The sequence below is a fragment of the Mesorhizobium sp. M0894 genome, from assembly GCF_040319725.1.
Classification (GTDB): domain Bacteria; phylum Pseudomonadota; class Alphaproteobacteria; order Rhizobiales; family Rhizobiaceae; genus Mesorhizobium.
On sequence record NZ_JAMYOG010000003.1, the window covers coordinates 205726 to 225289 of the forward strand.

General features: G+C 62.7%; 22 protein-coding genes. 13 read left to right on the plus strand and 9 right to left on the minus strand.

Annotation, left to right across the window (positions count from 1 at the left end):
* Positions 1-5 precede the first annotated feature (5 nt).
* Positions 6-1022: a zinc-dependent alcohol dehydrogenase family protein gene (locus tag NKH91_RS07295; RefSeq protein ID WP_352494151.1), complete on the minus strand. Its 1017-nt coding sequence runs from the start codon at positions 1020-1022 to the stop codon at positions 6-8.
* Positions 1023-1117: 95 nt separating this feature from the next.
* Between NKH91_RS07295 and NKH91_RS07300 the strand changes: the two genes are divergently transcribed.
* The 7 genes from NKH91_RS07300 (at position 1118) to NKH91_RS07330 (ending at position 7219) form a co-directional block, all read left to right on the plus strand.
* The gene (locus tag NKH91_RS07300) at positions 1118-1990 is read left to right on the plus strand and encodes a LysR family transcriptional regulator (protein WP_352849188.1); all 873 of its coding nucleotides are present in this window, start codon (positions 1118-1120) and stop codon (positions 1988-1990) included.
* 138 nt (positions 1991-2128) lie between these two features.
* On the plus strand, positions 2129-2695 hold the full coding sequence (gene efp / locus NKH91_RS07305) for an elongation factor P (protein WP_023678016.1): 567 nt from the start codon (positions 2129-2131) through the stop codon (positions 2693-2695).
* An 81-nt stretch (positions 2696-2776) separates the two neighbouring features.
* The gene (locus tag NKH91_RS07310) at positions 2777-3577 is read left to right on the plus strand and encodes an inositol monophosphatase family protein (protein WP_023719626.1); all 801 of its coding nucleotides are present in this window, start codon (positions 2777-2779) and stop codon (positions 3575-3577) included.
* Between the two features lie 99 nt (positions 3578-3676).
* The gene (gene trhA, locus NKH91_RS07315; protein ID WP_023719627.1) at positions 3677-4384 is read left to right on the plus strand and encodes a PAQR family membrane homeostasis protein TrhA; all 708 of its coding nucleotides are present in this window, start codon (positions 3677-3679) and stop codon (positions 4382-4384) included.
* Positions 4385-4499: 115 nt separating this feature from the next.
* The gene (locus tag NKH91_RS07320) at positions 4500-5525 is read left to right on the plus strand and encodes a MotA/TolQ/ExbB proton channel family protein (RefSeq protein ID WP_352849185.1); all 1026 of its coding nucleotides are present in this window, start codon (positions 4500-4502) and stop codon (positions 5523-5525) included.
* Between the two features lies 1 nt (position 5526).
* Positions 5527-6558, plus strand: a complete 1032-nt coding sequence (locus NKH91_RS07325) for a peptidoglycan -binding protein (protein ID WP_352480924.1) — start codon at positions 5527-5529, stop codon at positions 6556-6558.
* A gap of 262 nt (positions 6559-6820) precedes the next feature.
* Positions 6821-7219: a hypothetical protein gene (locus NKH91_RS07330; RefSeq protein WP_023719630.1), complete on the plus strand. Its 399-nt coding sequence runs from the start codon at positions 6821-6823 to the stop codon at positions 7217-7219.
* 79 nt (positions 7220-7298) lie between these two features.
* On the opposite strand, the gene NKH91_RS07335 is transcribed toward NKH91_RS07330, so the two are convergent.
* Positions 7299-7649: a DUF1304 domain-containing protein gene (locus tag NKH91_RS07335; RefSeq protein ID WP_352950962.1), complete on the minus strand. Its 351-nt coding sequence runs from the start codon at positions 7647-7649 to the stop codon at positions 7299-7301.
* A gap of 184 nt (positions 7650-7833) precedes the next feature.
* Between NKH91_RS07335 and NKH91_RS07340 the strand changes: the two genes are divergently transcribed.
* Positions 7834-9318, plus strand: a complete 1485-nt coding sequence (locus NKH91_RS07340) for a carboxypeptidase M32 (RefSeq protein WP_352884009.1) — start codon at positions 7834-7836, stop codon at positions 9316-9318.
* A 206-nt stretch (positions 9319-9524) separates the two neighbouring features.
* Entirely contained in the window at positions 9525-11552 is a 2028-nt protein-coding gene (locus NKH91_RS07345; RefSeq protein ID WP_352845220.1) for a DUF3857 domain-containing protein, read from the plus strand.
* Between the two features lie 25 nt (positions 11553-11577).
* Here NKH91_RS07345 and NKH91_RS07350 read toward each other — a convergent pair whose 3' ends face one another.
* Positions 11578-13380: an ABC transporter transmembrane domain-containing protein gene (locus tag NKH91_RS07350; protein WP_352480929.1), complete on the minus strand. Its 1803-nt coding sequence runs from the start codon at positions 13378-13380 to the stop codon at positions 11578-11580.
* A gap of 204 nt (positions 13381-13584) precedes the next feature.
* On the opposite strand from NKH91_RS07350, the gene rpmE reads away from it, so the two are divergent.
* Positions 13585-13806: a 50S ribosomal protein L31 gene (gene rpmE / locus NKH91_RS07355; RefSeq protein WP_006327661.1), complete on the plus strand. Its 222-nt coding sequence runs from the start codon at positions 13585-13587 to the stop codon at positions 13804-13806.
* Positions 13807-13876: 70 nt separating this feature from the next.
* On the opposite strand, the gene NKH91_RS07360 is transcribed toward rpmE, so the two are convergent.
* Positions 13877-14332, minus strand: coding sequence for a hypothetical protein (locus NKH91_RS07360; RefSeq protein WP_352884006.1), 456 nt, complete (start codon positions 14330-14332; stop codon positions 13877-13879).
* A complete protein-coding gene (locus tag NKH91_RS07365; protein WP_352884004.1) occupies positions 14329-14583 on the minus strand; it encodes a hypothetical protein in 255 nt (84 codons plus the stop codon). The genes NKH91_RS07360 and NKH91_RS07365 overlap by 4 nt, the downstream gene beginning before the upstream one ends.
* A gap of 160 nt (positions 14584-14743) precedes the next feature.
* On the opposite strand from NKH91_RS07365, the gene NKH91_RS07370 reads away from it, so the two are divergent.
* Positions 14744-15817 carry a helix-turn-helix domain-containing protein gene (locus NKH91_RS07370; protein ID WP_352640133.1) on the plus strand — a complete coding sequence of 358 codons (1074 nt, stop codon included), beginning with the start codon at positions 14744-14746 and terminating at the stop codon, positions 15815-15817.
* Positions 15818-15833: 16 nt separating this feature from the next.
* On the opposite strand, the gene NKH91_RS07375 is transcribed toward NKH91_RS07370, so the two are convergent.
* Positions 15834-16475, minus strand: coding sequence for a TetR/AcrR family transcriptional regulator (locus tag NKH91_RS07375; RefSeq protein ID WP_352845224.1), 642 nt, complete (start codon positions 16473-16475; stop codon positions 15834-15836).
* 112 nt (positions 16476-16587) lie between these two features.
* Here NKH91_RS07375 and NKH91_RS07380 point away from each other — a divergent pair, with 112 nt between their 5' ends.
* Both NKH91_RS07380 and NKH91_RS07385 read left to right on the plus strand, forming a co-directional pair.
* Positions 16588-17421 (plus strand): Rossmann-fold NAD(P)-binding domain-containing protein, encoded by an 834-nt coding sequence (locus NKH91_RS07380; RefSeq protein ID WP_352884001.1) that lies wholly within the window; start codon positions 16588-16590, stop codon positions 17419-17421.
* A 1-nt stretch (position 17422) separates the two neighbouring features.
* Positions 17423-17902, plus strand: coding sequence for an anthrone oxygenase family protein (locus tag NKH91_RS07385; protein WP_352480934.1), 480 nt, complete (start codon positions 17423-17425; stop codon positions 17900-17902).
* 20 nt (positions 17903-17922) lie between these two features.
* On the opposite strand, the gene NKH91_RS07390 is transcribed toward NKH91_RS07385, so the two are convergent.
* The 3 genes from NKH91_RS07390 to NKH91_RS07400 all read right to left on the minus strand — a co-directional run bounded on the left by NKH91_RS07390 (position 17923) and on the right by NKH91_RS07400 (position 19536).
* The gene (locus NKH91_RS07390; protein WP_352480935.1) at positions 17923-18234 is read right to left on the minus strand and encodes an Rdx family protein; all 312 of its coding nucleotides are present in this window, start codon (positions 18232-18234) and stop codon (positions 17923-17925) included.
* Positions 18231-18980: a YebC/PmpR family DNA-binding transcriptional regulator gene (locus tag NKH91_RS07395; protein WP_352480936.1), complete on the minus strand. Its 750-nt coding sequence runs from the start codon at positions 18978-18980 to the stop codon at positions 18231-18233. Before NKH91_RS07395 ends, NKH91_RS07390 begins: the two co-directional genes overlap by 4 nt.
* 232 nt (positions 18981-19212) lie before the next feature.
* Complete coding sequence (locus tag NKH91_RS07400) at positions 19213-19536, minus strand: ArsR/SmtB family transcription factor (RefSeq protein ID WP_023719639.1); 324 nt, start codon at positions 19534-19536, stop codon at positions 19213-19215.
* Positions 19537-19564 lie beyond the last annotated feature (28 nt).

Below are 19564 nucleotides of genomic sequence, written 5' to 3' on the forward strand. Positions count from 1 at the left end.
GAGGCTCATTGCGTATGATCGAGCACGACCTTGCCGAAGGGCGAGCCGTGTTCAAGGTACCGAAAGGCTTCGGCGGCCTGGGTCCACGGTACGACCCGGTCGATCACCGGTCTCAATCGGTTGACGACAATGGCGCGGTTCATCGCCTCGAAGGATTCGCGTGAGCCCACCGGTATGCCTCGCGCCCTGACCTGCCGGCGGAAGATGTCGAGCGGGTTGATGGCGCCGTCACTGCCGCCGAGATAGCCGATGACGTTGATCTGGGCGCCGCGCGCCGCTGCCCTCAGCGATTGTGTAAAACTCTGCGGTCCGCCAACCTCGATGATATGGTCGGCGCCGCGCCCATCCGTCAATCCCAACACGGCCGATGCCCAGTCGGGGACGCTGCGATAGTTCACGCCATCATGCGCGCCCAGTTGCTTTGCCCGTGCAAGTTTCTCGTCGCTGCTCGACGTCACGATGACGCGCGCCCCGGCAGCGGCGGCGAATTGCATCGCAAACAAGGAAACGCCGCCGGTGCCGAGACAAAGTACGGTATCGCCGGGCTTGACGCTGCCCTCTGTAAACAGCGCGTGCCATGCCGTCACGCCGGCGCAGGGCAGCGTCGCCGCCTCGAAGTCGCTCAGATTGGCCGGCGCCAGCACCGCCGCCTGTTCATCGAGCCGAGCAAATTCGCTGAGCAGCCCGTCGATCGGGCCGCCACGTTGATAGGAGGGCTCGGCCATCGCGAAACTGCCGCCGACCCAGCGCTGCCAGAACGTGCCGCAGACCCGGTCGCCGATCTGGAACCTGCTGACCTCGGCGCCGACGGCTACGACTTCGCCGACGCCGTCCGACAGCGGCACCAGCGGCAATGCAAATTTCGTGTGATAGCTGCCGCGGACGATCTCGGCATCGCGGTAGTTCAGCGCCGTCGCCTTCACCTTCACAATCATCTCTTGGCGCCCTGGTTCAGGCATCGGCCGCTCGACCATTCTGAGATTCTCGAGGCCGCCCGGGCTCTGCAATTCGATCGCTTTCATCGTGTTCCTTCTCTGCTGGTCCTGCCGGAGGAAAATCGCTTGCCATCCATCGGATTTCAAATTCATAATGTTCAGCATAATTATGCCTCTCTGACATGTTCAGGTGTCTCGTGCTCGAAGAACTGAAAACACTGGCCCTCTTTGCCGAGGAGGGTTCGATTCAGAAGGTGGCTCGACGCCTGCCGTTGACGCAGCCGGCCGTCACCCGCCAGATCCAGCGGCTGGAGGAGATGCTCGGCACGGAATTGCTCGACCGCCGGCTAAAGCCGTCGCGACTGACCCCGGCCGGCGTAGAGGTGCTGGCACGCGGCAAGGACATTCTCGCCGCCGTCGACGCGCTGCGATCATTCGGCAGGGGCAACGAGCCGGAGGGTCTGCTGCGGCTCGGCCTCGCCCATGGACTTTGCGACAAAGCCGTGGCCGCCGCCATTGCTGATGCCGTGGCGCGGTTTCCGAAGGTTTCGCTGCGTCTGAAGAGCGGTTGGAGCCTTGAGCTGGCCGACCAGCACAAGCGCGGACAGCTCGACCTCGCCTTCATCCTGGACGGCGGCAATTCCAAAACTGGCGACGGCGTTGTCGGAACCGAGCCCCTCGCCATCATCGCCGCCGAAAACACCGGCCGGCAAGCCGACGTCAAGACCATGCCCTGGGTTCTCAGTCCTGAACCTTGCGACGCGCGCCGGCGGCTGGCGGCTGCCCTTGCCGAGGGCGGCCACAGGTTGATGGTCGGCGCCGAGATTCAGGACAGCGCGCTGCAGATCGACTGGGTTCGTCGAGGCCAAGGCCTTGGCCTGCTGCCCAAGCGGCTGCTGCAGGAAAAGCTGCCGGAGGGCATTGCCCTGGTCGACGCTCCCGGCCTCGAGCTGTCGCTGCGAATTGTCGTCTTGCGTTCGCCGCACCTGCATCTTTTAACAGAGGTAGCCGACGCCATGAGCGCGGCCGTAACCGCCATCGTCAGGACGGACTGAGGCTGCCGCGCCGCGCTGCCGGGCGAGCTTCGTTCCCGCTTCATCGGAAGGCGCTCCTTGCCTCTGCTAGCGATTTGTGGTCTTGGAGGCGCCAAATTGCCCTTTGCGGCGATCATCTCATTTCCGGATCACCTCACCATGGCCAAGATCAATGGCAACGAAATCCGTCCCGGCAACGTCATCGAGCATGATGGCGGCCTTTGGGTGGCGGTCAGGACCAACACCGTCAAGCCCGGCAAGGGCGGCGCCTACAACCAGGTCGAGCTCAAGAACCTGATCAACGGCACCAAGCTCAACGAGCGCTTCCGTTCGGCCGAGACGGTCGAGCAGATCCGGCTCGATCTGAAGGATTTTTCCTTCCTCTACGAGCAGGGCGACGCGCTGGTGTTCATGGACACCGAAAGCTACGAGCAGCTCGAATTGCAGAAGGAGTTCGTCGGCGATCGCGCCGCCTTCCTGCAGGACGGCATGATGGTGACGGTCCAGCTCTATGACGAAAGGCCGATCGGCATTTCGCTGCCCGACCAGGTGACGCTGACCATCACCGAGGCCGACCCGGTGGTGAGGGGCCAGACGGCAGCCTCGTCCTACAAGCCGGCGATACTCGAAAACGGCATCCGTGTGCTGGTGCCGCCGTTCATCGGCTCGGGCGAGCGCATCATCGTCGACACCAATGAAATCACTTACGTGCGCCGCGCCGATTGAGGCGTGATCCCGAAAAGTGGCAGACTTTTTGGATAGGATCACGCGTCAAAGCAGATAGGCGCAGCGACAGGAAGAAGAGCAATGGCGCGTTCCGCGATCCTCAATGTCATGGTCCAGGCCGCAATGAAGGCCGGCCGCTCGCTGTCGCGCGACTTCGGCGAAGTGCAGAACCTGCAGGTCTCGATGAAGGGGCCGGGCGACTATGTCAGCCAGGCCGACCGCAAGGCCGAAGACATCGTCTTTGCCGAACTGTCCAAGGCGCGGCCCGGCTACGCCTTCCTGATGGAGGAACGCGGCGTGATCGAGGGCGACGACGGCCAGCACCGCTGGATCGTCGATCCGCTCGACGGCACCACCAATTTCCTGCACGGCATTCCGCTCTTCGCTATCTCGATCGCGCTGGAGCGCCAGGGCCAGATCGTCGCCGGTGTCATCTACAATCCGGCGATGGACGAGCTCTATACCGCCGAGCGTGGCGGCGGCGCCTTCATGAACGATCGCCGGTTGCGCGTCGCCGGCCGCACCAAGCTGGTCGATGCGGTGATCGGCTGCGGCGTGCCGCATCTCGGGCGTGGCCAGCACGGCAATTTCCTTGTCGAGTTGCGCAATGTCATGGCCGAGGTCTCGGGCGTGCGCAGCCTCGGCTCCGCCTCGCTCGATCTCGCCTACGTCGCCGCCGGCCGCATGGACGGTTTTTGGGAAATCGGCCTGTCGGCCTGGGATATTGCCGCCGGCATGTTGCTGATCCGCGAGGCGGGCGGCTTCGTCTCCGATTTTGCTGGCGGCCAGGACATGCTGACCGCCGGTTCGGTCGTTGCCGGCAACGAACTCATGCAACGCGCGCTGTTGAAGACCGTGAAGAAGCCTCTCCCAGCGCGCTGATATAGTCGCGCCGCGCTGAAGCGCCGCAGTCGCAAAACCGCAACCAAAGCTTGAAATACTGTCCCGCGGCCGCCCAGATAAGGCGACGCAGGATCATCGATGACGAACAGCCGGCCCACATCCCAGAGCGAATTATCCCAGCTCGACATCCCCTTCATGGGGCGCTGGCATTACTCGCGCGCCGAGATCATCGCCGACGGTATCGTCCACGCCGTGGGCATCGTGCTGGCGATCGCTGCCGGCTCGACGCTGCTGGCACTGGCCGCCTATCGGACCGGCCCCGGCGAATATGTCGCCGCCGCCTTCTATGTGGTCTCGCTGCTCACGGTGCTGTCGGTTTCGCTGGCCTATAATCTGTGGCCGGTATCGTCGCCGGCGAAATGGATATTGCGGCGCTTCGACCATGCGGCGATCTACCTGCTGATCGCTGCGACCTACACGCCGTTCCTTGCCCAGCTCGGCGGCTCGCCGCTGGCTGTTTCGATGATCGTCCTGGTCTGGATCGCCGCGACGGTCGGCATCGCCATCAAGGTCTTTCTCCCCGGCCGTTTCGACCGGCTGGCAATCGTGTTCTATCTCGCCATCGGCTGGAGCGGCATCGTTCTGGTGGAGCCGCTCCTACGGACGCTGCCGGCGACATCGATCGCCCTCATCGTTGCCGGCGGCATCGTCTATTCCTGTGGCGTGATCTTCTTCGCCTGGAAAGGCCTGCGCTTCCACAATGCGCTGTGGCACGGCTTTGTCGTCACCGGCGCCGGCCTGCATCTGGCCGCCATGGTCGACTGCCTGGTCATCAACCGGCTTTGACCTCCGGTCGCGGACAGTGGCAATATTGCCAAGCGCCATTCAATTTCGTCACAATTCCGTTTAGAGTCGCAAACACAATGTGATCGGCGGCGATGGCATCGGAAACGGGGCACGGATGACTTTACTCAGATCCTTCGGCATGGGCAGGCGCTCCGACGTTCTGATCTACGACCCGCACAAATTGTCGAGCCCGCAGGTCTTTCTGCTGACCATGGTGATCTTTCTGTTCATCGTGGCCTTTATCGCCGCCATCCTGACCCGCCAGATCTCGACCGCCTTCGTCACCAATCCCGGCCTCAACGGCCTGATCATCGGCGTGCTGGCGGTCGGCATCCTGCTGGCCTTCGTCCAGGTCGGCCGGTTGTTCCGCGAGGTGCGCTGGGTCAATTCGTTCCGCGCCGGTTCCGAAACCACCGAACCCGTGCTGCTGGCGCCGATGAAGGCGATGATCGGCCGCTCCTCGACGATTGCCTTCTCGACCAGTTCGATGCGCACCATGCTGGATTCGATCGCCACCCGCCTCGACGAAAGCCGCGACACCTCGCGCTACCTTGTCGGGCTGCTGGTGTTCCTCGGCCTGCTCGGCACCTTCTGGGGCCTGCTCAACACGATCGGCTCGATCCGCGAAACCATCGAGTCGCTCGATCCCGGCACTGGCGACGCAGCGGCCGTGCTCGAATCCCTGAAGCAGGGGCTTTCCGCCCCTTTGGCCGGCATGGGCACCGCTTTCTCGTCGTCTCTGTTCGGCCTGTCCGGCTCGCTGGTGCTCGGCTTCCTCGACCTGCAGGCCGGCCGCGCCCAGACGCGCTTCTATACCGAGCTCGAGAACTGGCTGTCCTCGGTCACCGACCTGTCCTCCGACATCGTCGTTGCCGACGCGGCCAAGAGCGAACCCTCCGATGAAATCCGTCTGTTGTCGGAAAAGCTGCGCACCCTGCAGGAGAATGGCGGCGGCGCCAATCCGCGCGTCGCCACCGCCATGGCCAATCTCGCCGACGGCATTTCTGGCCTGGTCAAGAACATGCGCTCGGAACAGCAGATCATGCGCGACTGGGTCGAGGCCCAGTCCGACGAGCAGAAGGCGATGCGCAACACCCTGGAGAAGATCGCCGACGCCTTGAAGAAACCTGGAGTGCATTGACGTGGCGTTGGCACGAGGCCGGCGCTCCGACCGCCGCATCGATTACTGGCCGGGCTTCGTCGATGCGCTGTCGACGCTGCTGTTGGCGATCATGTTCCTGCTCACGGTTTTCGTGCTGGCGCAGTTCCTGCTCGGCCGCGAGATCTCCGGCAAGGACACGGTGCTCAACCGCCTCAACTCCCAGATCAATGAGTTGACCCAGCTCCTGGCGCTGGAGCGCTCGACGACGCAGGACAAGGAGGACACCCTTGCCAATTTGCAGGCCTCGCTGTCTGCATCGGAGGCGGAAAAGAGCCGGCTCGAACAATTGCTGGCGCAAGGCGCTGGCGCCGGCGACGCCGCCAACCAGCGCGCAACGGCACTTTCCGGCGAGCTCGACAGCCAGCGCCAGATCAGTCAACAGGCACTGAGCCAGGTTGAAATCCTCAACCAGCAGATCGCGGCGCTACGCAGGCAGATCGGAGCGCTCGAAGAAGCGCTCAACGTGTCCGAAACGCGCGATCGCGAGTCCAACACCAAGATTGCCGATCTCGGCCGCCGCCTCAACGTCGCGCTGGCGCAACGCGTGCAGGAACTGAACCGCTACCGCTCCGATTTCTTCGGCCGCTTACGTGAAATTCTCGCCGACCGCGAGAACATCCGCATCGTCGGCGACCGCTTCGTCTTCCAGTCGGAAGTGCTTTTCCCGACCGGCTCCGAAGTGATCAACGATGCCGGCAAGGTCGAAATGAAGAAGCTCGCCGATGCCATCATCGAATTGCAGAAGGAGATCCCGCCGGAGATCAACTGGGTGCTGCGCGTCGACGGCCACACCGACAACAAGCCGCTCTCCGGCACCGGCCGCTACCGCGACAATTGGGAATTGTCGACGGCGCGCTCGACATCGGTGGTCAAGTTCCTGATCGAGAACGGCGTGCCGGCCAACCGGCTGGTCGCGGCCGGCTTCGGCGAATTCCAGCCGCTCGACCCCGCCGATACCGAAGAGGCGCGCAACAAGAACCGCCGCATCGAGCTGAAGCTGACCGAGCGGTGATCTGCAAGCCTTTGGCTCGTTACATGCACCGGATCGAGCCGGCTCAAGTCGGCGGCATCTAGGGCACTGGTGCGGCAGCCGCAAGAGCTGAAAAAATTACCTTTTTTTAATTACACTTTGCCGCCACCGCCTTTTAGCCTTGGTCTGGGCCGAGAACCGCCGGCGGTGGAACCGCTCATCGCGACGCGACGGAACCTGACGGCCCGCGGCCGGAAGGCAGGAAAACCCAACCATCGCCTTCCCCAGTAAAGGAGACGCAACCATGCGCTTCTTCGCTCCCAGGAACCTCAGGACTGCTACGCTCGCCACACTTCTCCTCGCCGTTCCGTTTGCTGGCGCTTACGCCGGCCCGCGTGAGACGGCCTTGATCAATCAGATCCAGAGCGTGGAGACGGGTATCCAGGGCGCCATCCGGGCGAACAAGCTCGAGCCGGGCGAGGCGCGTGACTTGCGCACGCAGGTCGCTCAACTCGATCGGGCCGCCCAGAGGGCCGCGCGCGAGGGAACGATGCCGAGCACGCAATATCAGCAGTTGCTGGCGCAGCTCGACGATGTCAGCCAAAAGCTACGCGCTGATACCGGCAGTGCCTTCCTCATCGGCAACGGCGGCGATGGCGGATACTATCCTAACGGCTACGGCCCAAACTATCCAGGCGGCTGAGATCGGCCGTAGCGCCCGGCGCTGTGGCAATTGATTTTGCGTATGATCCTTTTCCAGTTTTCGGTTCAGGGATCATGCGCTAGCACAACGCCAACGCAATCAGCGCCAGCATTGCCGGCACTGTCTGGATGAACAGGATTTTACGGCCCGCCGTCGCCGCGCCGGAGAGGCCGGCGGCCGCGCCGCAGAGCAGGAAGAAGACTTTGAACTGGAAACCGGCTTCGCCGAGGTAAAGCCCCCAGATCAGCCCAGCTGCGAGAAAACCGTTGTAAAGTCCCTGATTGGCCGCAAGCACTTTCGAGGCACTGGCGAATTCCGGCGTCAGCTTGAATACCATGTGACCGCGCGGCGTGTCCCACAGCACCATCTCCAGATAGACGATGCAGAGGTGGATCACGGCCACCAGCCCGACCAGTACATTGGCGATCATGTTTCGTCTCCCCCATTGCGGTCTGCCGCCGCCAACGACATTGATCACGCACGCCACCGCTTCCGCAAGATGCCTTTCGGCCGTTGCGGCCGGCAGTCGATGCATCGGTCGCAGACGGTTTTCAGGGGTTGCCAACACTTTTCCATTGGTATCTTTTCCCGCCGTCAAATCAGCGGAACCCACCATGTCCTTTCAAAATCTCGACGACCTCGGCCACAAGCTCGAAGCGCTGGAACATGCCCTCGCCATTCTCGGCGCCGACGAGGCGACCCATATGGCGGTCGGCGGCGGCGAGAAGCGCGCAGAGGCAATGTCGGCGCTTGCCGGCATGCACCACGCCCAGGCGACTGCGCCGGAGATTGCCGATTGGATCGCGGCGGCCGAGCAGGAGGCGTTGAACGAAGAGCAGCAGGCCGCGGTCAGGGAGTTCCGCCGGCAATACACCAACCTGACCTGCCTGCCGGTCGAGTTCGTCGAGCGCCAGACGACTGTGCGCATGCGCTCCGAGCAACTCTGGCGCGACCTGCGCGCCAAGAACGACTGGGCCGGCTTCCTGCCGGCGCTCGAAGGCGTCGTGGCGCTGGTGCGCGAGGAGGCGACATTTCGCGCCGAGGTGCTCGGGCTCGAGCCTTATGACGCGCTGATGGAGCAATATGACCCGGGCAATCGCACCGCCGACATCACGCCTTTATTTGCTGAGTTGAAGACTTTCTTGAAAGGCTTCGTACCGGAGGCACTTGCCGTGCAGGAGGAGCGGCTGGCGAAACATCCGCTGAAGCCGCTTTCCGGCAGCTACCCCTTGGACAAGCAGCGCGAGCTCGGCCTCGCCATGATGGCCGCAGTCGGCTTCGACCTCACCCACGGCTCGCTGTCGGTTTCGCACCATCCCTTCTGCGGCGGTGTGCCGAGCGACGTGCGCATAACCACCCGCTACAAGACCTCGGATTTCCTGTCGGCGCTGATGGGCGTGCTGCACGAGACCGGCCATGCGCTGTACGAGCAGAACCTGCCGAAGGCGTGGGCGCACTGGCCACTCGGCAGAGCGCGCGGCATGGCGGTGCATGAAAGCCAGAGCCTGTTCGTCGAAAAGCAGATCGGCCGCAATCCAGAATTCTGGCGCTGGGCACTGCCGGTGGTCGAAAGACACCTTGGTGAGAGCTGGACGATCGACGACATCCTGCCGCATGTGCACCGGGTCGAGCGCGGTCTGATTCGCGTCGATGCCGACGAGGTCACCTACCCGCTGCATGTCATCCTGCGCTACGAGCTGGAGCAGGAGCTTGTCTCGGGGCGGCTGGAAGCAGCCGACCTGCCCGAGGCCTGGGATGCCAAGATGCGCGATTATCTCGGCCTGTCGACATCAGACAATCCGGCTGATGGTCCGATGCAGGACGTCCACTGGCCGGGTGCCGCCTTCGGCTATTTCCCCTCCTACACGCTGGGCGCCATGATGGCGGCGCAGCAATGGGCGGCGCTGACCAGAGATCATCCTTCAGCCGACGAAGACCTCGCCAAGGGAGATTTCGCCGCGATCAACGACTGGCGCCGCAAAAGGATCTGGTCGCAAGGCTCGCGCTGGTCGACGCCGGAACTGCTCGAACGCGCCACCGGCGAAAAGCTCAATGCCGTGCATTTCACCGATCACCTGAAGAAGCGGTACGGTAACTGAGTCGCTTCGTCTGTTCCTGGTTCTTGCTGCGGTGACCGCAGAAATCCGCGAAACTGGCCTTTACTTTGGTGGGAAAGCCTCTGAAAAAGGAGTTCTTCCAAGTTGGGCGAGCGTAGATGTCTGCCTGTTACAGTTTTCATGGGATGAAGTCTTTCTGGCCCCGCTTGGTATTTTTCATCTTGTTGATCGGCCTGAGTTCTCCGGCCATGTCCGACGACATGGTTCTCAAGGGCCCCGCGGAAAGCTGGGTAACGCAGGTTGATACTCCGGCTGCCGATCCCACCCGATCGGATCAAATCAAGAATGGCGTTTCATGGCTGCTCTCGGACGACCAGATCAAGCATCGCGCCGGCGGCTATGTCGAGTACTCGCGCACAGTCTATAGAATCGTTGACCGTCCCGGGCTGGATCGGGGCGCGAGTATCGATCTGCAATTCGATCCGTCCCGGCACAAGGTCACGCTCAACCATCTTCACATCATCCGCGACGGCGCCGTTTTGGACCGGCTGGAAGACGTCGAATTCGACATCTTCCGCAGGGAAAGAGATGCCGAGAAAGGCGTCTTCGACGGCTGGCTGACAGCACATGTCAACATCGATGACGTGCGCGCCGGCGACATCGTTGATTACGGATCGACCTATGAGATAACGCCGCTCGTCGGCAAGGATCTCTTCTTCAAGAATTTCTCCACCGAATGGGAAGAGCCGGTAGCGCTTATCCGCACGAGCATCATTTGGCCTTCGGGCCAGCCGCTCGAGACCAAGACAAGGGGGACCCAACTCAAGCCTTCGATCTCGTCGACAGGGCCGGACACGACCTATCTGTGGGAAATTCCAAACCCGAAACCGGTCAATGTCGAGGACAACCTGCCCGTGACATATCCAGGCTGGGGCTCTATCGATGTCGCATCGACCGCGAATTGGCAAAGTGTGGTCGATGCTGTTGCGCCCTATTACAAGCCAGCGACCGTTTTTCCCTCGGCTTTTGCCGCAAAGCTCGACGACATCGCACTGCGGCATCCCGTGCCCGAAGACCGGATGGTCGAGGCAATGCGGTTGGTGCAGGACCAGATCCGCTATGTAAGCCTGTCGATGGGTGCCGGTTCCTACATTCCGCGTGATCCCGCGACCGTCATCCTGAGCGGGTTTGGTGACTGCAAGGACAAGGCACTGCTGCTGGTTTCTTCGCTTGTGCGGCTTGGCATTGCTGCCGAGGTTGCCCTGGCCGATCTCGACGAAGGGCGGGCCCTGGACCAGCATCTGCCGGCGCTTCGCGATTTCGACCATGCCATCGTCAAGGCGAGGATCGGAACAAAGACATATTGGCTGGATGCTACCGACTATCTTCAGGGCGGCAAGGCGCCCAATCTCGCACAGTCGGACTACGGCTTCGCGCTGCCGCTTTCCAGCACCGGCGGATTGGAGAAGATGCCGAGTCCTGTGCTTACCAGCCCATCGATCCAGATCGCCGAGGACTTCGATTTTCCGCGGAAACCGGGCGATCCCCTCGTGCTGACGGTCTTCTCGACATATCAGGACGCCGATGCCGATTGGATGCGCGGCAATTTGGCCAGCCGGTCGCTGAGCGAGGTGTCGGACGCCTACCTGAAATACTACAACAAGCAATATCCGGGCATCCAAACCGTCGCCAAGCCGGAAATCGTGGATCGCCGCGACGACAACATAGTGAGCGTGAAGGAAAGTTATCGCTTGCCGGCAGAGGCGCTGGCGGCCAACGATCTGGCAAAGAATTTCCCGATCCGCGCGGCCGATCTCGGCAACAACTCTCTTCCAACCCCGACAATCGTCGACCGAACCGGGCCCGTCTCCATCGGCCCCCAGTTCTACCGGCGTCACAAGATAACGGTGCGCAACCTCAAGGCGAGGTTTTCCGGCGAGTCGATGAAAAACGTCGTGACGCCCTATCTGTCTCTCAAGGCGTCCTGGTCCAACACGCCCACCGAATTTCAAGTCGAATGGAACTTTCAGAGCCTGGCAACTGAAGTGCCGGCCAAGGCGATTGCCGACTATCTGAAAACCGTCGATGACGTCGCGGACGAAATCCGGTGGCAGTACGATTTTACCTATGAAGAGCCGCCTGCCGATGTGCAGCTCAGCGATCCGGCAAAGGAGCAGCGCCAGACCGTCGCCAGCATGCTTTTGTTGTCGTTGCTTGTCGGCGTTCCCCTGTTCATCGCCTATCGACGCGGCAAACGCCGAGCTTTCGGTAGCTGAAGAATCCCAGCGGTCGCTGGGGGACCTACTCGGCCGCGCCCCTGAAGGCATTCGCCCCGGTTTCGAACTGCAGCTTGGCCAGCCGCGCATAGATGCCGCCCTTGGCGACCAGGCTCTGATGCGTGCCTTCCTCGACGATGCGGCCGCCATCCATGACCAGGATGCGATCGGCCTTCAGCACGGTTGCCAGCCGATGGGCGATGACGATCGTGGTACGCCCCTGCATCAGCCGGTCGAGCGCCGTCTGCACCAGCGTCTCGCTTTCGGCATCGAGTGCCGAGGTCGCCTCGTCGAGCAGAAGGATCGGCGCATCGCGCAAAATGGCGCGGGCGATCGCCACGCGCTGGCGCTGGCCGCCCGACAGCGTCACCCCGCGCTCGCCGACCTGGCTGTCATAGCCCTTTTCGAGTTTCAGGATGAACTCGTCGGCAAGCGCGTCTTTCGCCGCCGCCTCGATCTCGGCCTGGCTGGCGCCAGGCCGGCCAAAGCCGATATTGTCGCGCGCGCTTGCGGCAAAGATGGTGACATCCTGCGGCACGATGGCTATGCGCGCGCGGATCGCGGCCGGATCGGCCTCGCGCAGATCGACTCCGTCGATGACGATCCTGCCGGCTTCCGGATCGTAGAAGCGCAGAAGCAGCGAAAACACGGTGCTCTTGCCGGCGCCGGATGGTCCGACGATCGCCACCGTCTCGCCGGGTTTGACCTGAAAGCTGAGGCCATGGACGGCGGCGCGGTCGGGCCGGGCCGGATAGGAGAAGGAGACATCGTCGAAGCTGATCGCGCCTCTCGCCTTTGCCGGCAGCGGCTTCGGATCGGCGGGCGCCTGGATCGCGGGTTTCTCGGCCAGGATCTCGGTCAGCCGTTCGGCAGCGCCTGCTGCCTGGGACAGTTCGCCCCAGACCTCCGACAAGGCGCCGAGCGCGCCAGCAGCGAACACCGAATAGAGCAGGAATTGGCCAAGCGTACCTGGCGACAGCGTGCCGTCGAGCACGTCGCGCGAACCGAACCACAGCACCGCCACCACCGAGGAAAAGATCATGAAGATGGCGAAGAAGGTGAGAAAGGAGCGGGCAAAGATCGAGGCCCGCGCCGCTTCGAACGCTGCTTCCACGGCGGATGAAAAATACCCGGTGACAAGCTTCTCGTTGGTGAAGGCCTGCAGGGTGCGGACCGCGCCGATCTGCTCGCTGGCATAGGCGGTGGCATTGGCCAGAGTATCCTGCGCCAGCCGTGACTTGCGCCGCACCGAGCGGCCGAAGGCGACCAGCGGCAGCACGATTAACGGAATGGCCGCGATGACCAGGCCGGACAGTTTTGGGCTGGTGAAGACCATCATCGCCACGGCGCCAAGGCCGAGGATGACGTTGCGCAAAGCCACCGAGGCGGTAGCACCCACGGCCGATTTGACCTGTGTCGTGTCGGCGGCGAGCCGCGAGACGATCTCGCCCGACTGGGCCGTGTCGAAGAAGGAGGGCGACAGCGTCGTGACGTGGGCAAAGACATCGCGGCGGATATCGGCAACGACGCGCTCGCCCAGCGTGATGACGAAATAGTAGCGGCTGGCAGACGCCGCCGCCAGCACGGCGGCCATCACCACCAGCATGGCGAAATATTCGGCAATGAAGCTGGAATCGGAAGCGGAAAAGCCGTGATCGATCATCCGCCGCACGGCCAGTGGCAGCGCCAGCGTCGTCGCCGCCGCGACGGCCAGCGAGATGATCGCGCCGATGACCATTTTGCGGTAATGGGTGATGTAGGGAAACAGGCGCTGCAGCGGCCTCAGCGAGCGCCTGCGCTCGTCTGCATCGCCGCTGATGTTCGCCATGACCGTGTCCTTTGGCCTTTTGAGGTTTGCGCCATCAATATGCGCTTGCCGCGGCCTTGTGATTCAATTCCGGCTGATGTATAGGCTCGCCGACCGTTTTAGAAGCCGTGGCTCCTCAATAGCTGCGGCTTCGAGTTTTAAAAAGGGGCGCATCGACGCAGGCTTCAGCCCGTCGGCAGCACCCGGCAAGCCAGGAACAGAACCATGAAGACCGACATCCATCCCGACTACCACACCATCAAGGTCGTCATGACCGACGGCACCGAATACATGACCCGTTCGACCTGGGGCAAGGAAGGCGATACGATGAACCTCGATATCGACCCGACGACCCATCCGGCCTGGACCGGCGGCCAGCAGACCCTGCTCGACCGCGGCGGCCGCCTGTCGAAGTTCAAGAAGCGCTTCGAAGGTTTTGGCCTGTAAGGTCGAAGAACGCTCAAGCCGCATTGGCTGCCTGCAGATAAAAAACCCGCCCTTGTGGCGGGTTTTTTATTCAGCGGATCGTCGCGCGAACGAAATCGCCCTTGATGACGATCGAGGGTTTGGCGCCGGCGGTGTTGGGAAGCGAACTGTCGACGAAGGACGCCAATGCTGTCACCGAATAGCTGATCGGAACCTGCTGGCCGAAGGACAGCGTGGCATCCAGCGCCTTGCCGGCAATCGCGATGTTTTCGTCCTGCCGGATGCTGCCATAGAAGAGATTGACCTTCAGCGCCTCGCCCTTGAGATCGATGCTCGAAGCATGCCCGTCGAGTGAAACATCGGCGGCCTTGCCCGCGATGGCGATAGTAGAGAAATTCCCCGCCATGTTGGCTTGCAGCGCCGCTTGGTCGATCGACACGGAACTCTCGGGTTGGATGTTGGCGTTGATCTCGACCACGCAGTCCGAAGGATCCAGCCACGAGGAGGGAGCAACATCGATGCGTAGCGTCGAGGCCACCAGCTTCATGTCGCTGGCGGAACGGCAGTCACTGGCGAACCAACTCGAATACCAGCTCGCAAACCAGCCTTCACGGCGGCCGCTGATCGTCGCGTGGTGGGTGCCGCGGACGAAGTGGTGAGCTTGACGGAACTGGCTTCGCCGGTGATGACGACGGCGCTCACCCCGACGAGATCGAGCGTCTTGGAGGCCTCACCGGTCGCCGGCGATGCCAGGGCAACGCCGGCAAAAGGCAGCAAGACGAGAATTGCGGATTTCATCATTGTCTCCGATCATGTTGGGCGGTCGCGACTGGACCGTGGCGTTGTCGAGATGATCTGAAACGTCGATTTCCGCGACCTTGATCGCGATCCGGGACGACCGCGAACGCAATCCGGGTCATTGTCGGCCGCTGCCCGCTTTGGAACCACGCTTGCGATCATGATCTTCATTCCCCTGCCATTCGTCGTTGCCCTGTTGCTGGTCATCCTGCTCGTGCAGATGGTCCGCCGAAACGAGGCCGATCTGCGTGAAAACATCGCCTTCATGCTGCTGATCGCCGCCTATGCCTTGCAGTCGGTGCTGATCGGCATTCGCTGGGGTTATGATGTCAGGGCAATCATGCCGTTCCAGTCGGTCCTGGCGACACTGATCGCACCCCTTGCCTGGATAGCCTTCAGCGGTTTGACGAAGGAACCGTCCGCGCATCGCCTGGCATCACTCTGGCCGCATTTGCTGCCGGCCTGCCTGGTTGTCCTGCTCCTGATCTTCTGGCGCGAGCCGGTCGGGCCGGTGATCATCCTCGTTTTCCTGTCCTATGGCGCCGCCCTTCTTTGGCTGGCGCTGGCCGGTCCGGATGTTCTTGTCGAATCGCGTCTCGACGGCGTCTTGCGGTCCTACCGATCGCTGTTGGTGACGGCGCTGGCGATCCTTGCATCGCCGGTCACCGACATCATCATCAGCTTCGACCTCGAATGGACAGGTGGCACTCATTCCGGCGCGGTGATTGCCGCCGCCAACGTCCTAGCGCTGATGCTGCTCGGCAGCGCGGCCGCTGTTGCCAGCGAAACCGCTGCTTCCGACGAAGAGGAAGTGGATGTGTCGCACGCCCAAACCACGCCACGGGTGACCAGCGAAGATTCCGCGGTCGCGGCGGCGGTCGACGCGCTGATGACATCGAAATATCTCTACAAGGATGTCGATCTCAACCTCGGGCGCATCGCCAGGCGGCTCGGCCTCCCCGCACGGCAAGTGTCATCGGCGGTCAATCGCGTCCACGGATCGAGCGTATCCCAATACGTCAACGGCAGGAGGATCGATGAGGCCCGCCGCTTGCTCGCGGCGACCGACGAACCGATCACCCGCATCATGCTCGACGCCGGTTTCCTCAGCAAATCGAACTTCAACCGTGAGTTCCTGCGCATCACCGGCCTGAGCCCGAAGGCATGGCGGCGGAAGTATCGGCCGCCGAAGGGCACGATGCCGGCCATCTCCTTGCCAGGCAAGGGAAAATGAATGCGCGCGGCGCCGGTCAGGCGCCGAGCAACTCTCGCAGAGCCATCCGCTTGTAGGCCGCAACCAGCCTGTCACCCTCTTGCCGGTCGACCGAAATCGCAAGCCGCATTGCGGCCTCGCCCATCTGCCAGATGAGAAATGCCGTGGTTTCCAGCGCTTCCGGATCGGCGGACGGCCGCAACCGCTTCAGCACCGTGGTGAGGAATTCGGCGTTGGCCCGGCTGTCGGCAAGCTCAAGCTCGCGCAATGCTTTGTCGGCCTGTGTCCCCGACCAGATGTCGCGCATCACCGGCTCGGCCAGGAATAACCGGTAGTAGATATCCACCAGCTCCGAAAACGCCTGGCGCAAGCCGTCGGCGTCACTGACGTCGGCGAGTGCCGCCGCGATGCAGGCCTGGCTTTCGGCGGTGTAGCGTTCGGCCAGCGCCCAAATGATTGCCCGCTTGTCCGGGAAGAACTGGTAGAGCGAGCCGATCGACACGCCAGCCCTCTCGGCCACCTCGCCCATGCGCATCGCATCGCTGCCTTGCTCGGCGATCAGCGCCGACGCTGCGGCCAGCATGCGCTCGACCCGCTCGCGGCTACGCTGCTGGCTCGGCGCCCGGCGCGGCGATGCGATCTGGCCATCCTGTGAATCCGATACGGCAGAGCCTTCCATCACTGTCTCCAGGCGAACAATCAACAAATTGGCTTGACTCGCAAAATACGAGGGTTTATCACGTTTGGCAAATGTGAGGATTACTCACATTTGCAAACTGAGGAAAATCGACATGAACCCTACTGTAACGAAACCAACTTTGATCCTCGGCGGCACCGGCAAGACCGGCCGCCGCCTCGCTGAGCGGCTGACGGCGCGTGGCCTGCCGGTAAAGATCGGCTCGCGCTCGGGTACGCCGCCCTTCGACTGGGAAAATAGCACGACCTGGGAACCCGCACTTGATGGTGTGGGCGCCGTCTACATCAGCTACTATCCTGATCTTGCGGTGCCCGGCGCGGCCGACACGGTCGGCGCCTTCTCTCGTCTTGCCGTGGAGTGTGGTGTGCGTCGGCTGGTACTGCTGTCGGGGCGCGGCGAAACGGAAGCACCGCGCGCCGAAGAGATGCTCAAAGCTTCAGGCGCCGATTGGACGATCCTGCGCTGCGCCTGGTTTTCCCAGAACTTCAGCGAAGGCTTCCTCGTCGAATCTTTGCAGGAGGGCGAGGTGGCGTTGCCGGTCGGCAGTGTGGGCGAACCATTTGTGGATGCCGACGATATCGCGGAGGCCGCCTTTACCGTACTAACCCGGCAAGGACATGTCGGAGAGCTCTATGAGCTGACCGGGCCGCGGCTGCTGAGCTTTGCCGACGCGGTCGCCGAGATCGGCAGGGCCGCAGGCCGCGACATCCGTTTCAAGCGGGTTTCCCATGCCGAGTTCACCGCCGCCATAGCCTGGCACGAGTTGCCGGCCGAGTTCGCCTGGCTGCTCAACGAGCTGTTCACCGAAGTGCTCGACGGCCGCAACGAAACGCTGACCGACGGCGTCCAGCGCGTGCTCGGCCGCGCCCCAAAAGACTTTTCCACCTACGCAACCGAAACCGCCGCCACGGGCATCTGGAGGAACTGACATGATCATGAAACTGCTTCCCACCCTCACCTTCGTCGCTGCCATTGGCTCAGGCGTTGTCGGCGGCGTTTTCTTCGCCTTCTCCAACTTTATCATGCCGGCGCTCGCCCGCTTGCCTGCCGGAGGCGGCATCGCCGCCATGAATTCGATCAACATCACCGTGATTACGCCGGCATTCATGACCGCGCTATTCGGCACCGGGCTGGTCTGTCTTGTGCTTGCCGCCGGCGCTCTTATCGGCTGGAGCCAGCCGGGCGCGTTCTGGCTTCTCGCCGGCGCCCTGATCTATCTCGTCGGCAACCCGATCGTGACGATGATGTTCAACGTGCCGCTCAACAACGCCCTGGCCGCCGTCGATCCGGCAAGCGCCAACGGCGCCGCGGTATGGGCCACTTATCTCAAGGACTGGGTGATGTGGAACCATGTCCGCACCATCACCGCCATCGTGGCGCTGGGCTGCTTTATCTTCGCGTGGCGGTGAATGCCGGGGCAAGAAGACCCTCAGGCAGGGTCCTTCGACTTATGACCCTTGCGATCGGCATGGCCGAGATCGCGATCCGGATCGATGACGTCGCGAACCAGTTGCTTGAGCTTTGCGGCGTCGGGAAAACCGCCGTCACGTTTGCGGTCCCAGACCAGCGTGTCATTGCAGGAAATGGTGAAGATGCCGCCGGTGCCGGGCACCAGCGCCACTTCGCCGAGATCGGTGCCGAAGGTGGACAGCAGCTCCTGCGCCATCCAGCCGGCCCTGAGCAGCCACAGGCACTGCGTGCAATAGGTGATGCGGACTGTAGGCAGCGCGTGTTGGGTCATGCCGCGCTGAGCTTCGCCAAGGTCTCCTCGTCGACCTCGAAATTGGCGTAGACGCTCTGCACGTCGTCGTCATCTTCAAGCGTCGCGACCAGCTTCATCAGCGATTGTGCCCGCTCCTCGTCGACCGCGATATTGGTCTGCGGCTTCCAGATCGGCTTCACCGATTCAGCCTCGCCGAGCGCGCCTTCCAGCGCCTTCGACACCTCGCCGAGATTCTCGAAGGCGCAGTAGATCGTGTGGCCTTCCTCGTCCGACTGGACGTCGTCGGCGCCGGCCTCGATCGCCGCGTCCATCACCTTTTCGGCGCTGCCGGCCGATGCCGGATAGTAGATCTCGCCGATGCGGTCCCACATGAACGACACCGAGCCGGTCTCGCCCATCGCCCCGCCGGCCTTGGTGAAGGCAGCGCGCACATTCGACGCCGAGCGGTTGCGGTTATCGGTCAGCGCCTCGACGATCAGCGCGACGCCGCCCGGCCCATAACCCTCGTAGCGCACGGCCTCGTAGGTCTCGGCATCGCCCATCGACGCCTTGTTGATGGCGCGCTGGATGTTGTCCTTCGGCATCGACACCGCCTTGGCGTTCTGCACCGCAAGGCGCAGGCGAGGGTTCATCGATGGATCGGGCGTGCCGCTCTTGGCGGCGACGGTGATTTCGCGCGCCAGCTTGGAAAACATTTTCGATCGCACCGCATCCTGACGGCCCTTGCGGTGCATGATGTTCTTGAACTGTGAATGGCCAGCCATGGCACCCCTGTCGTCTTCTCGGCTAGAGCATCCGCGGCCTGGTGAACCACCCGGCGCCTTGCAAAGTGCTCGAATTCAAAATCTCAGAACGTCCTGCTGCGTCCGGACGGACGTACGGCGCTCTATGTCGGAATGGCCGGCTTATAGATAAATCGGCTCAATTCGTCCAGCCGCGCCGTGGCAGACGACACGCAAGGGCTTGAGACCCGAAAAGGCAGGCTTCGGCGGCCGTTCACCCCTCCAGATCGGACTTCAGCCGGTCGAGAATGCTGATCGCGTGCGTGGCATATTGGCTGATCCAGCGGTCGTGGATGTGCTTGATCGGCAGCGCGTTGAGATGGTTCCAACGCTCGCGGCCCTCGCGCCGCGCCACGACCATGTCGGCCTCCTCCAGCACTTTCAGATGCAGCATGATCGTGCAGCGGTCCATGTCGGGGAAGGCATCGCACAACATGCCGGTGGTCTGCGGCGCATCCTTCAGCCGGTCCAGCAACTCACGCCGGCGCGGATGCGCCAGCGCCTTGAAAACATTGTCGTCCCGCGAATGGCTTGACATGTTATGTTTCTATAACATATCGTTGAGC